Below are 13,495 nucleotides of genomic sequence, written 5' to 3' on the forward strand. Positions count from 1 at the left end.
TTATAAAATCAGGCTGCAACATCCGATTTTAACCGGCCGACTAGAAGTCCCATGCTTCAAAAACTCTCCTGTGCCCAAAGCGCCAATAAAAGTAAATAGAAAACAGCAACTTAGGATACACCTTACTGCGTACAGTTAATGAATAAATTGCAAGTCAGTAGGAAATCTTTCTTCTTCTGGTTCTGGATCATAAATGTAATCGCAGTCAAAACGCAGAGCTTGAGAGTGGCGACTGATAGAAAATCCGCAATTACTCACCATTTCTGTAGTAAAAGTTGCCATGACTAACTCAATAAGTCTTCTATAGGAAATGTTAGGTAGTTGAACGTAATAGGTGCGTCTGGCAAAAAATATTCTCTCATCTTTCGGGAGAATTATGCCATTAATTCTGTGTGCGTGTTGAATCGGCTTGATATAGGCCTCAATAAACTGCGACTGATTTTTTTGGAGTCTCGCTAATCTTTCGTGTTGCAACCAGCTCATTTGAAACACAATTTTAATAAATTCAAAGCCCAAAATGTAGTTAAAAACATTATTGCGTTCTTCTGTACTCAAGACGAAGCGGAGTGCAGATTCTAAATATTGGTCAGTTTCTCGGCGCGATTGTTGAGCTGAGTGGATATAAAATTGTTTGATGTAGCTTCTTAAATCTGATTCGTTTAATTGTTTTTTGACCCGAAATCTGATTAAATACTCTTTGACTCGGTGTAGAGTATCTACATCTTCAAACATTTTTGAAACTAAACCGTCGGCTGTATAATTATCTAAAAATTCTGCTTGCAAGTCGGGAGTAGATGCACACAATATGTAGCAGAGAGACAAGACATAGCGCCGTTGGTTCCAAGGCAAGCTTTGGGCCCATTCTTTAACTTCTACAGGGAGTTTTTGGAGCACGGTATCTGTGTGGGGGAGTTGAGCAAGGTCGGCATATTTATGTTTTTGTTTAATCATTGCCTGAAACCTTATATTAGTAAGTATACAGAGTCGTCGATCGCAGATGATGGGAGAGGAGATATGCGAGGGAGGCGGTCAGTTATTCTGTCTTATTTTATTGCCATCTATCTAAATATACATTCTGGAGGGAACAGAGGGCGTGATCTGTCTCACACTTTAGCGACTTTTAAATCACAAATGCTAGCTTTTCGCATCACATTTTGCGACTGTGAGTGTCACCCATAAAACTTATTCACGTCACTGGAGCAACAGTGGGTTTCGTTGAGGATTAAGTCGGGTGATTCATAAGTTTTTGTTAGTAATGATTACTGAGATCGATCGTGAAGTTGACTACAAGTATTTTCCCGGAAAATCAGTGCCAAGACTTAACTTTTTGCGAGATCCTCGTGCAACAAATGCGACAGTGGCTCGATAGCATTGCAGTGGGAAAGCCACCAGTAACTCAGTGGTGTGCTAACTTATACTCGCACGGTGTTCTTGTCAGAGATATATCTAGTTATTGGGACACTATTTTTTCCACATACTGCCTATGTGCAAGCTTAATCCTGTCCATGAGGAATTAATGGGGTTACGCTTTCGCTCGCTCTGGTTGTTGGGCGGGGTCAGCCATAACAGATACAAGTTTCCGACAACAGTAGTGAGCAACCCAAAATTTTAGATATTAGTTCCCGCCCCCAGATGTATCTGTGGAGTAAATCTAAAATCTAAAATCTACTGAGGTATGCGCCGAAGATGTAACCCTGTACTACTGATTGAGGGGTGTCATACCTCGATCGCCCATTGAGCTCAATTATTTATGGGGTCTGTCGCTCTGGTAGTTGCGAGAGCCATAATTTAAGCCATAATTGTTGATAATATCAATGGATGCCTCTCGATAGGAGTGGGTATCCATCGTGGCGCTTAAGCCAAAAATAATATCAAACGGTAGCAGCAAAAACAATAACTATAAAAATAATTTAATAATCTATGTGGGCTCAGGGAAGTGAATATGTTTAACGCAACTGAACTGCTGATTAAGGCTTTTGTCAATCGCCTGATTGAAGGCTACCGCCACACTTATGGCGGGTTTAAATCTGACTATGGTGAGATTATTGCTTGGGTGGCGAGTATGGCTTTAGAAAATATTGCTAATAGCGATGCTCTTTACCATAATGTCGAACACACTATTTTAGTGACTTTGGTGGGACAAGCAATTCTGGGTGGGAAGCACATCCGCGAAGGGGGTGTTTCCTGCGAAGATTGGCTGCACTTCCACATTGCTTTGCTATGTCACGATATCGGGTATGTTAAAGGTGTTTGCCGGCAAGATAGAACAGATTTGGGACTGTATGCTACGGGCATAGGCGACCAGAAATTAACGCTGCCTCCGGGGGCGACGGATGCTAGTTTGATGCCTTATCATGTCGATCGCGGAAAAATGTTTATTGACGAGCGTTTTGGCGGTCATAAACTGATTGATGCTGAGCTGGTTAAGCATAATATTGAGCTGACTCGTTTCCCAGTTCCTGCAGATGAAGATTATCAAGATACTGTAAATTATCCCGGTTTAGTTCGGGCTGCTGATTTAATTGGTCAGTTGAGTGATCCGCGATATTTGCAAAAGATTGCGGCGCTATTTTACGAGTTTGAGGAAATTGGGCAAAATCGGGTTTTGGGCTATCAGAATCCGGGGGAGTTGCGGGATGGTTATCCGAAGTTTTATTGGAATGTGGTTTATCGGTATGTGAAGGATGCGATCGGCTATTTGGAACTGACGCAGCAGGGGAAACAAGTTGTTGCTAATCTGAGCGCGAATGTGTTCCGGGTGGAGCATTCTCAGGTTCCAAAGTCGGCGGTGGCTGTAGTTAGGTAGGGTTTGTTTGGGTGGATGTCGGGCGATCGTTCTTTTCAACTGATTTGCTGTCAATCGATTGCGCGATTTTAGATTTTAGATTTTAGATTTTAGATTTTAGATTTTAGATTTTAGATTTTAGAATTGACCCCACGGATGAATCCCGTGGCGGGTATCCTGGATGCTTTGGGCTAAGGTTACTTTAAGTTAAAACCTGTAATTGCTTTGACAATTACTGATTTTGAAATGTTTAACAATGACCCAGAAGTAATTTCTCATTTTGTGTTCAAGGAGAAAAAGCGTTTATTTGATTATGTCGATCCAGAGATAGAACTGATATTTATCGAGTTGCCAAAGTTCAATAAACAATTGGATGAATTAGAAACTTTGACTGACAAGTGGGTTTATTTTATGAAAAATGCTCCCAGTTTGGAAGTGGTACCGCAAACAATGGAAACAGTCTCGGAAATACAGCAAGCCTTTGCGATTGCTAATGAAACTAACTTGAATCCAGAGGAGTTGGCAGATTTAGAAGAACGCGAAATGTTTATTCTCGATCAGCAGGGTGTCTTGCTCAAGGGAATTGAAAAACGAATTGCACAAGCCAGAGAAGAAGGCATCGCAGAAGGCAGAGAAGAAGGACTCGCGCTAGGAATGAGAGAAAAGGCTCTGGAAATTGCTAGGCAACTTCTGAATGTCCTTGACAATCAAACCATCAGTCAAACAACTGGTTTGAGTGTTGAAGATATCGAAAACTTGCGGGAGGAATGAAAGGAAGGGACAAAGTGCGATCGCACAATTAGTACACCTTTTCTCCCTACTAGGATCAGCCTGGTAGCGCAGGTTTTTGACGCTCTGCCTCTTTGATTGAGAATGAAACCAAATATTAACTCTCATCCACATAATCCTCAAGGATGAGTCTGCCCTCTCTCTAAAGGAAGATTTCATTAAACCAGTAAATTCCGTATGATGCTGTAAAAGTCAGTCAGATGGGAAAGCTATCTCCGACTCTAGCTCCGAATAACTGACCAATCTTACAATAAAAAAAAATACATCTCATGACATCAGTCACTCCCAATCAAACTTCCTCTCAATATGAAGTTAGCGAACCCGAAGAAAAAATTGAGTCTCTGGTAGAAGAAGTTAAGCCAGAAAGCGAAATCGATTTAGAGTTTCTCTACACCAGAGACATTGAATTCCGACAAGAAACAATTTATTTCATTGTAGTCGATCGCTTTTACGACGGCGACCCCGAAAATAACGAAGGCCCCAACCCAGAACTTTACGATCCAGAAGGGAAAGATTGGGGCAAATATTGGGGCGGCGACTTGCAGGGAGTTATCGACAAACTCGATTACTTAAAAGATATGGGAGTTACTGCAGTTTGGCTGACTCCACTGTTCGAGCAAGTGGAAGCATTATTTGTCGAACAAGCTGCAATTCACGGATACTGGACTAAAGATTTCAAGCGATTAAATCCCCGCTTTATTGCCACAGGCGACAATCCTTCTATCAACCAAACACAAGAAACTAAAGATACCGTATTTGACAAATTAGTACACGAGTTGCACCAGCGAAACATGAAACTCGTACTTGATATTGTCTGCAATCACAGCAACCCAGATTTTAGCGGTAAAAAAGGGGAACTCTACGATGATGGCGTAAAAATAGCTGACTTTAACGACGATGAAGATGACTGGTATCACCACTACGGCGAAGTCACAAACTGGGAAGATGAATGGCAAGTCCAAAACTGCGAACTTTCTGGTTTAGCAACTTTTAACGAAAACAATATTGCCTACCGCAATTACATTAAGTCAGCAATTAAACAATGGCTGGACAGAGGTGTTGATGCTTTGCGGGTTGATACAGTCAAGCATATGCCTATTTGGTTTTGGCAGGAATTTAATGCTGACATTTTAACACACAGACCTGATGTTTTCATTTTTGGCGAATGGATTTACAGCGACCCTAGAAACGATCGTTCTGTGGAATTTGTCAACGAGTCGGGGATGACTATTTTAGATTTTGGTCTGTGCGTGGCAATTCGAGAAGTATTGGGGAAGGGTGCGGGCGCGGGATTTAAGTTAGTCCAAGATGTCCTGAATTTGGATCACCGCTACTACGGGGCGACGGAGTTAATTACTTTTATTGACAACCACGATATGCCGAGGTTTCAGTCGTTGAATCCAGATCCAGAAATGCTGCATTTGGCGATATGTTTAATTATGACGACTCGCGGTATTCCCTGCATTTATTACGGCACTGAACAGTATCTGCACGATGATACAGATGGGGGGAATGACCCTTACAACCGCCCGATGATGGAAAAGTGGGATAATGATGCGCCGATTTACCGAGATGTGCGTTTGCTGTCGGGATTGCGACGGCTGAATCCAGCTATTTCGATGGGGAGTCAGTGGCAAAAGTATCTAACTCCTGATGTTTATTGTTACGTGCGCCGCTATCGCGATTCTGTGGTGTTTGTAGCGATGAATCGTGGCAATTCTGTGACACTTAAAGAGGTGGATACTGAGTTGCCTGATGGAGAGCATACGGAGGTTTTATCGCGCCGCAAGTTTGAAGTTAAAGACGGGATGCTGTATAATTTAGAGTTGGGTTCGCGGGAAGTAATGATTTTTAGTCGCGTCGGAGAACGAGTTAAGGCGAAAACTATTGTGCGGGCGCAGCTTAACAGCGTTAGAACTCAGCCTGGGGAAAGAATTGTGGTGATTGGAGATTGTCCTGAGTTGGGGAATTGGGATATTAGTAAGGGCTACCCCTTGGAGTATATCAATACTAATACTTGGTTTGGGGAAATTCCTTTTAATGAAAGTGCGGGGAAGTTGATTTCTTATAAGTATGCGCTGCTACGGGAAGGACTGTCGCCGCTGCGAGAAAATCTGGTTTGTCGCCGCTGGGTTTTAGTTTCGGAAGGGACTGTGAAATGGCGGGATAAGTGGGCGAGTGGACGCGAGTCGTGATTTTTAATCAACAGGCTTTCCGTCTTGTTTTACCAGTTTTTAATCAACGGGATCTCCGGTCTGTTCCACAACAAAGTTTCTGTTTTGTGGAACGGGCCGGAGATCCCGTTGCTGATATTACGAGTTTAAAGCGATCGCAGCTTCTGGGCTAAAACATCGACATAAGGTTCGCTGCTGTGCTGGTTCACAACCATTTCGTACCCCCGCTGCGCTTGAGATTCAGCTTCTTGAGGATTTTTTAGCAAATGGACGATCGCCTCGCGCAAACCTGCTGCATCTCCCACATCTACCACTTTGGCAATATCCGGGGTGGCTAAATAATCGACCATACCTTGAGTCCGAGTAATGACGACCGGCCGCTTGCAGGCCATTGCTTCTAGTAAACCCTGCACTCCAGCAGCATATTTATTTTCCGCCAAACAAACTGCAATTACGTCTGCATCGCGATAAAGCTGCACTAAATCCGGCCATTCGTAGAACTTGCGGGACATATTTTCTGGCATAGTATCGGGGAAAGCTTGCGATAAAGCTTTGGCATCTTTAGAAAAACCGCTAATTTTTACGTCAACATCTAAGTCAGCAGTTGCTGCTGCTAGGAGTCGGTAGTCGCGCTTTTCTAACCCGACGCTAACAATCGTTTGCCGCTTTTTATCGCCAGAAACGGGGCCGGGTGTGAAAAACTTAGTGTCTGTCTGGTCTAGATGCACTAAAATCCGGGATTCAGGTAAAGCTAAATAACTGCGGAGGAAGTCAGTTTGAGGGCTGGCGCAAGCCATGAACACGTCAATTTTGTCAGCCAAACCAAATAGTTTCAGGGCGACGCGGCCGCGCAGCCGATCGATATTGTGGAAATGTACAACAATTTTCGGGCGATTTGGCAATTGGCCACACACCGCCGCCACTGGAATCCCAATGTCCTCGCCGTTACAAAATATCACGTCGTCGCTGCTGACTTGCTCGGACAATTTGCGCGCGGCGGCCCAATGTTCGGGTTTAGAAGAAATTTTCGATCGCAGCTTGTCGCTCAACGATATCGCTTCGCCATCCGGGGCGTGGACGGTGGCATTTAAGCTGTCTCTGAGGGCTCGCAGGACGTGGCGAGGACATTTGCCTAGTTGTGCATCGCGGTCAATTCCATCTAGGTCTATTTTGCGACCTAATGCCAAATGGTATTTCAAAGTATTCTCCTTATAATTATCCTGGGGCTGGGACAAATTATCTAACCTCAGAAGATTCTATCCTCTGCTGTTGAAAGTGCTAGTGCGATCGATCAGTCGATTTTAGATTTTAGATTTTAGATAAATCTGGGGGGTTCTCCCTCATGTGTAAATTTTTTTGAGTTCCATCAATCTCACATCTTGCACCATTCTCAAGAACGGGCTCTGGGGCCCGTTCTACAAAAGATAAATTTCTTGTGGAACAGGCCGGAAAGCCTGTTCGTAAAAGGATTATTGACAATGGTGCAGCACATCAGATCGATCCTGTCTGGGGCTTGTATCGCAACCGCGCTGACGGTTAGGAAACCGGGTTTATCGACACCCGCGCCCAAATCCTGTACGAATCAAAAACAGTGACCAAGAATTTCTAGATGGTACCGCCACGTGATTTATCTCGCGCAAATCAATCCAAAATCGAAAATCTCAAATCCTCAAGCCCCCGAATTGATCTCGCGCAAGTCAATCCAAAATCTAAAATCTAAAATCTAAAATCGAATGACACGCGCCGATCGATTCCAAGGACTTAAGCTTTTATGCTGAAGTTAGCTAAAGAATTTATGTTTAACCTCATGTATATTTCTCCAGAGCAAGACCAAAAAATTCGCTACACCCTGCGCGAGTGCGGTCAAGAAGCTTACAAGCTAGCAGCCGAACCTTTTGAAGTTTCCGAGAAAGGGCCCAACGACTACGTGACGAGTATCGATCAATACCTAGACCGACAACTATCGGCAGCATTTAGCGCTTTGTTTCCTGAAGACGGCAGGATCACCGAGGAAAACGTCGCCTCCAGAACAGCTTACTGCGCCAATTACCAGCGCCTCTGGTGCATCGATCCCCTCGACGGGACTGAAGAATTTATTCGGGGAAAACTGCACTACGCTTCCATGGTGGGGCTGCTGCTGGAAGGGAACCCGGTGGCCGGCTGGCTCTACGCCCCGGCTTTTGACCAAATGTATTTTGGCGGCAAAGATTGGGGATTGTTCCAAAGTGTCGGAACCGAAGCGCCACAGCCGATCGCCCTATGCAAACCCCCGGCTCCGACAGCGGAAAATTGTAAAATTATTCTCGGAGACAAAGACCAGAAAAACTACGCCCTGGCGATCGCCCAAAGCATCCCCGGCGCAGAATTTTACTCGCTGGGCAGCTTTGGCTTAAAAGTTATGGAAGTTATCTTCGGTCGAGCTGGTTTGTACCTGTATCTCAACGGCAGAGTTAAAGTGTGGGATACCGCCGGCCCTTTGGCTTTAGCAAAAGCAGCCGGATTGGTTTGTTGCGACTTGCAAGGTCAACCGCTGAGGTGGAGTAAAGATGCGATCGAGCCGGAAACTCTGGCCCACACGCAGTCAATCGCGATCGGCTGGCCGGAATACATAGAACCTCTGTTGGGTAAAGTTCAAAAGGCAGTGGCAGGCTTGTAAACCCGTTTAAGATTAAAGAATCTGCCAATTTTACGTGAACCGGGCCTGTCCACCCTTATGATCAATTAAAGGAGCAACGGATTGTTTGTGTTCCCAAACATCGATCTTTCCCTAGCTGTTGGGTGTCGCCTAATCATATTTTCCACCTCCGCGAGTTTGCGTCAGGAACCTCAGCCCCGACGGCGTGAGGCTTGGAAGAGTAATCTGACAAGCGATTCTGACGGGCCTTGCGTCTTAACTGACTACGTTTTTTGAGTCACGACACTCCTTGAATGCGAAGCCAGTTTTGGGCTCTGTCGCTGAAGGTTAAACAGCCCTAATGTCACTGGGGCAGTGCTTTGGGCCCAACAAGCTCACTAAACCAAGGCGCAGGCTAACATCACCCCGAAAGGGAGGCTCGAAAGAGCAAAACACTATGCGTACAGGGCTGGGAAGTTTGAGCGGTAATTGTCCCGCTGAAAGTGCAACACAAAAGCACACTCCCGCCAACCAGTCCCAAGGCGGTAGTAATCAAAAAAAGACAATATAAAGCCGTCCTAGAAGGACGGGGTTTCTACCCATTTTTTTGATGAAGACAGAAGCTTTCAGTGAGCTATTCCCTCTATTTAAGGGTGCTAACCCAGAAACCTTGGGAGGGCTGCTATCAAATGCCGTCAAGCATGAGTATCCCCCGGGCCGAGCTGTGGTGATGGAGGATTCTTGGGGCAACGCGATTTACTTTGTCGTGTCTGGCTGGGTAAAAGTCCGCCGCTTGTCAAACGATCGAGCTGTATCAATGGCTATTTTAGGACGGGGTGCCTTCTTCGGCGAAATGGCAATTCTGGACGAATCTCCCCGATCGAATGACGTACTTGCTCTATCGCCCGTGCGACTTCTGAGCGTCACAGCTCAGCGATTTATCCAAACCCTGTTTAAAGACCCGCAATTGCACCACCGGATGCTGCAACTGATGGTGCGGCGACTCCGCCAAACCAATCTCCGCTATCAACTCCGAAACCGCCAGCCTGCGGTTAAACTAGCAAATACTTTAGTCGAGCTGGCAGAAAACTACGGTCAGAAAACTGCTGAGGGCAAAGATATCTTCAATATTCCTTATGAAGACTTAGCTGATGTCACAGATATCACCCTAGATGAAACCAGCAAAATTATGGAAAAACTCGATAGTAAAGGTTGGATCAATATCGATCCAGACCACCAAACTATCCATTTGCTCAACCTCAAGCACTTGATTAATTTGGCAAGTCAATGACTGATGTTACTTCTTTGGATACCTCGTCCGCTGCCGGCAACCGTGAGGGGCAACTAACAGCACCGACAATTCAATATTCGGTGGCGATGCCCAATCCTGAATCCCATCTCTTTGAAGTAACTTTGCGCGTGCAAGGTTGGTCGGAGTCGGTTCTGGATTTAAAAATGCCTGTCTGGACTCCCGGTTCTTACTTGGTTCGAGAGTACGCCCGCCACCTGCAAGATTTTAGCTCGCTATCGGGCGATCGAGCTTTACCTTGGCGCAAGCTCAGCAAAAATCACTGGCAAATCGAGACCGATTCGGTGTCAGATATCACGGTTCGCTACCGCATTTTTGCCAACGAACTGACAGTGCGAACCAATCATTTAGACTCGACTCACGGTTATTTCAATCCGGCGGCTTTGTGCTTTTTCTTGCCCGGTTTTGAGAGCAACTGCTACACCGTAACCGTTGTGCCGCCGCAGCCGGAATGGCGCACCGTTACTACTTTGCCGCCTGTTTCTGGCCAAAATCTTACTTTCGCTGCTGCGGATTTTGATACCCTTGTCGATAGTCCTTTTGAGATTGGCTGTCACGAAGTGTACGAGTTTGAAGTGATGGGAAAACCCCACCAGCTAGTTGTTTGGGGAAAAGGCAATTTAGAACCCGATCGCACGATTCGAGACATCCAAAAAGTGATCGAAGTTGAGGCAAAAATGTTCGGCGGTTTGCCTTACGAACGCTATGTGTTTTTCCTACATTTGTCCGGCTCTGGTTTTGGCGGTTTGGAACACAAGGAGAGTTGCACTCTCAACTATCCGCGTTTTGGTTTTCGGGCTAAGGAAAAGTATGAACGCTTTATTCAGTTGGTAGCTCACGAGTTTTTTCACCTGTGGAATGTCAAGCGCATTCGACCGAAAGCTCTCGAAGTATTTGACTACGAAAAAGAGAATTATACTCCTTCTTTATGGTTCTCTGAAGGCACTACAAGTTATTACGATTTGGTGATTCCTTTTCGCTCAGGTCTCTACAGCGTGAAAGGTTTTTTCCAAGGTATGGCTAAGGAAATTACTCGCTTGCAGACGACTCCGGGGCGGAGTGTACAGCCTGTGAGCGAGTCGAGCTGGGATGCTTGGATTAAACTTTATCGCCGGGATTCTAACAGCGACAACTCGCAGATTTCCTATTATTTGAAAGGGGAAGTTGTTTCGTTTTTGCTCGATTTGTTGATTCGCGCCAAACACGGCAATGAGCGATCGCTCGACGATGTGATGCGTTTGATGTGGCAGAAGTTTGGCAATGCTAATTCGGCCCAAAACGGCGATTTTGACCTGAAGTCGGGAACAGACGGCAAATCGGCGCATTTGACCTCAAACGGACAGTTAAATTCTCCTTCGCTGCCAGCAGAAATAGGCTTTACTCCCGAAGAGTTGCAAAGTGCGATCGAGTCGGTCGCCGGCATCGATTTGAGCGACTTTTTTGCGCGCTATATAGACGGCACAGAAGAGTTGCCTTACAACAAGTATCTGGAACCTTTCGGGCTTGAACTCACCGCAGGTGAAACTAGCGAAACACCTCGCATCGGTTGGACGTTGGGAACGGAAAACGGCCGGGAAATGGTTAAATTTGTCGAAGTAGGATCTCCGGCACAATTAGCCGGAATTGATGCTGGAGACGAGTTGCTGGCGATCGAAGGTTTTCGGGTAAATTCAGAACAAGCGGGCGAGAGACTAAAAGATTTCAAGCCTGGGGATATCGTCTCGGTGACAGTTTTTCACCAAGACGAACTGCGGACTTGTCCTGTTACTCTCGCCCCGCCGCGCCCGATGCGTTACTCGATCGTGCCGGTGGAACAGCCCACCGCTATTCAGAAACAAAACTTTACTGGATGGCTGGGAGTTCCTCTATCGAAATTGTGACATAAAAGAAGGTGAACGGGAAAGAAAAGACCAGAAGAAATCAAGCTCAATTCCCAATTCCCAATTCTGCTAGCATCCTCCTGGTAAAATTGAATCACCAGTCAATACTCAACTATCATTCAGTTTTTCGACTGACAGTTAACAGTAAACAGTCAACAGTAAACAGTCAACAATAATTCCGGTTGCACCGGAGTTAATATTACCAATTACCCATTTTGATTATGCAAACCCCACCTCCTCCATCAATTACGCCCCGCCAGATGAATCTGCTCAGGATTGTTGCTTCTATGGCCTGGGCTGACGGCGAACTCGCCACAGAAGAAGTTAATTTAATGCTCGATCGCTTTTGTCGTTTGTTTGCCCCAGATACCGACGGACAACAAATGCAACAAGAACTGCGCGATTACATCATGCAAAATATCCCCCTTGACGAGTTGATCGGCCAACTAGAAACTCAAGATGAAAAGGAATTAGTCTTGCAACTCGGCTATGAAGTGATTTCATCTAGTTCTCGCACTCCCGACGAACCAAAAATTAACGCTGAAGAAGCCGCAGCTTATCAAAAGTTAGTGCGGTTGCTGAATCTTTCAGAGGATGTGGTCAAGCGTATTGAAGCTGAAGCATCGGCGACAGATACTTCAGAGGGAATTGTCGAGAAGATGGCTCAAAAATTAGAAAAGTTCATCAAAGGCTAGTTCGGGACTGGCGTGCGCTTGGCTTAAAAACCCGGTTGATTCCTAGATTTCTCGTTACTCAACCTGGAATTTTTTGTAGAAACCGGGAATAAGCCCTCCATGCCTAAGTCTTGTTAGCTAAGTATCGGAATAATAATTTTCTGAGTGCAACTATTTACAATTAAAGCTGAAGGGAAATAAACCGGATTGTGACTCCCAATTTCCTAAGATATAGTAACAAATAAACACGGAAAAGTCGAGAATATTTTTCATCGCCTGGAACGGTAACAGAATTTGCGTGAAGCGAAGCTATCCCGCAGGGAATCAATCGCCCTTCCCGCGCGCTGCCTTACCCTTAACGAGAATTAGGGACTTAGGCAAAGCCTAAATCCCTAATTGATCTACAGATTTTTTGCGATTACTGAAAGTGATATCGTTTCCGGTTGCATCAGAATAATAAAATCGAGTCAACAGTCAACAGTCATTTCGCTCGTACAACCGGAATTGATATTAATCCAACCAGTCATTAGTGCGGTAACTTGCTGAGGGCGTGCCAAGTTCTGTAGCCGACAATTCCATCTTGCGGTAAAGCCATGCTCAGTTGCAATTGTCGCACTGCTACATCTGTCATCGGCCCGAATAATCCGTCAATGAATCCGAAATAGTATCCATTGATTTTCAAGACATTCTGAACAATTTTAACAGCATTACCAGAACTGCCCTTCATGACGATCGGCATATTCACAGGTGCACCAGAGTATAGTGCTTCCCAAGTGAGAGGGCCGACAATCCCATCTTCTTTTAAAAAGACGCGGTGTTGATAGCCTATGACCCCGTTGTAAACTTGGACGCCGAAAATACCGTCAATCGACCCGAAATAATAACCCCAATGAAATAGAAGCTGTTGTAGTTCCTTGACAGCTTGACCTGTTGAACCCCTTTGCAAAGTCGGTTTGTTTACTCCCGTGGTTTCAGCAAATGCCAGAGTTGATTGAGCAGTAGTATCGGCGACGAGAGCCATAGTTTCATTGTTCAAGCTTCTTTCTTCGGTGTACATAATGTGGTTCCTCTCAACATTTAAGTTTTGGTGTTTGATATTTCAGGTATAACTGGTGGGATTTGTGGATGCACAGTCACTTTTTAGAGTGTCACTCATGTGAGTGTCGCTCGTTTGAGTTACCCGTTGGTTTGTCGTAAGGATCGCGAATTAAATAACTTACAATTTTAATTGTTATTGTGGGATGGGCGTCCCGCCCGTCCAAAAAGGACG

The 13,495-nt window shown here is 45.3% G+C and carries 10 protein-coding genes and 1 pseudogene; 8 read left to right on the forward strand and 3 right to left on the reverse strand.

The window, feature by feature from the left end:
* Positions 1-135: 135 nt before the first annotated feature.
* Positions 136-951 (reverse strand): cobyrinic acid a,c-diamide synthase, encoded by an 816-nt coding sequence (locus QUB20_RS14505; RefSeq protein ID WP_333247078.1) that lies wholly within the window; start codon positions 949-951, stop codon positions 136-138.
* Positions 952-1,453: 502 nt separating this feature from the next.
* Here QUB20_RS14505 and QUB20_RS14510 point away from each other — a divergent pair.
* From QUB20_RS14510 to QUB20_RS14525, 4 genes and pseudogenes are all read left to right on the forward strand, one after another.
* Positions 1,454-1,612 carry a Mo-dependent nitrogenase C-terminal domain-containing protein gene (locus QUB20_RS14510; RefSeq protein ID WP_445299403.1) on the forward strand — a complete coding sequence of 53 codons (159 nt, stop codon included), beginning with the start codon at positions 1,454-1,456 and terminating at the stop codon, positions 1,610-1,612.
* A 330-nt stretch (positions 1,613-1,942) separates the two neighbouring features.
* On the forward strand, positions 1,943-2,806 hold the full coding sequence (locus QUB20_RS14515; RefSeq protein WP_333247074.1) for an Npun_R2479 family HD domain-containing metalloprotein: 864 nt from the start codon (positions 1,943-1,945) through the stop codon (positions 2,804-2,806).
* 189 nt (positions 2,807-2,995) lie between these two features.
* Positions 2,996-3,556 (forward strand): annotated as a pseudogene (locus QUB20_RS14520) (Rpn family recombination-promoting nuclease/putative transposase); the annotation flags it as partial.
* 287 nt (positions 3,557-3,843) lie between these two features.
* Positions 3,844-5,769, forward strand: coding sequence for an alpha-amylase family glycosyl hydrolase (locus QUB20_RS14525; RefSeq protein WP_333242251.1), 1,926 nt, complete (start codon positions 3,844-3,846; stop codon positions 5,767-5,769).
* 125 nt (positions 5,770-5,894) lie between these two features.
* Here the strand turns inward: QUB20_RS14525 and QUB20_RS14530 are convergent, their stop codons facing one another.
* Complete coding sequence (locus tag QUB20_RS14530) at positions 5,895-6,947, reverse strand: glycosyltransferase family 4 protein (RefSeq protein WP_333291430.1); 1,053 nt, start codon at positions 6,945-6,947, stop codon at positions 5,895-5,897.
* A 572-nt stretch (positions 6,948-7,519) separates the two neighbouring features.
* Between QUB20_RS14530 and QUB20_RS14535 the strand changes: the two genes are divergently transcribed.
* The 4 genes from QUB20_RS14535 to QUB20_RS14550 all read left to right on the forward strand — a co-directional run bounded on the left by QUB20_RS14535 (position 7,520) and on the right by QUB20_RS14550 (position 12,246).
* Positions 7,520-8,404 (forward strand): inositol monophosphatase family protein, encoded by an 885-nt coding sequence (locus QUB20_RS14535; protein ID WP_333242246.1) that lies wholly within the window; start codon positions 7,520-7,522, stop codon positions 8,402-8,404.
* A 568-nt stretch (positions 8,405-8,972) separates the two neighbouring features.
* On the forward strand, positions 8,973-9,653 hold the full coding sequence (locus tag QUB20_RS14540; protein ID WP_333242243.1) for a Crp/Fnr family transcriptional regulator: 681 nt from the start codon (positions 8,973-8,975) through the stop codon (positions 9,651-9,653).
* Positions 9,650-11,551, forward strand: a complete 1,902-nt coding sequence (locus tag QUB20_RS14545) for a M61 family metallopeptidase (protein WP_333247069.1) — start codon at positions 9,650-9,652, stop codon at positions 11,549-11,551. Before QUB20_RS14540 ends, QUB20_RS14545 begins: the two co-directional genes overlap by 4 nt.
* A 221-nt stretch (positions 11,552-11,772) precedes the next feature.
* Positions 11,773-12,246 carry a TerB family tellurite resistance protein gene (locus tag QUB20_RS14550; protein ID WP_333247067.1) on the forward strand — a complete coding sequence of 158 codons (474 nt, stop codon included), beginning with the start codon at positions 11,773-11,775 and terminating at the stop codon, positions 12,244-12,246.
* Between the two features lie 505 nt (positions 12,247-12,751).
* Here the strand turns inward: QUB20_RS14550 and QUB20_RS14555 are convergent.
* Positions 12,752-13,282 carry a peptidoglycan-binding protein gene (locus QUB20_RS14555; protein WP_333054016.1) on the reverse strand — a complete coding sequence of 177 codons (531 nt, stop codon included), beginning with the start codon at positions 13,280-13,282 and terminating at the stop codon, positions 12,752-12,754.
* Between the last annotated feature and the right edge of the window lie 213 nt (positions 13,283-13,495).

Source organism: Microcoleus sp. B4-C2 (assembly GCF_036705265.1).
Taxonomy (GTDB): Bacteria; Cyanobacteriota; Cyanobacteriia; order Cyanobacteriales; family Microcoleaceae; genus Microcoleus.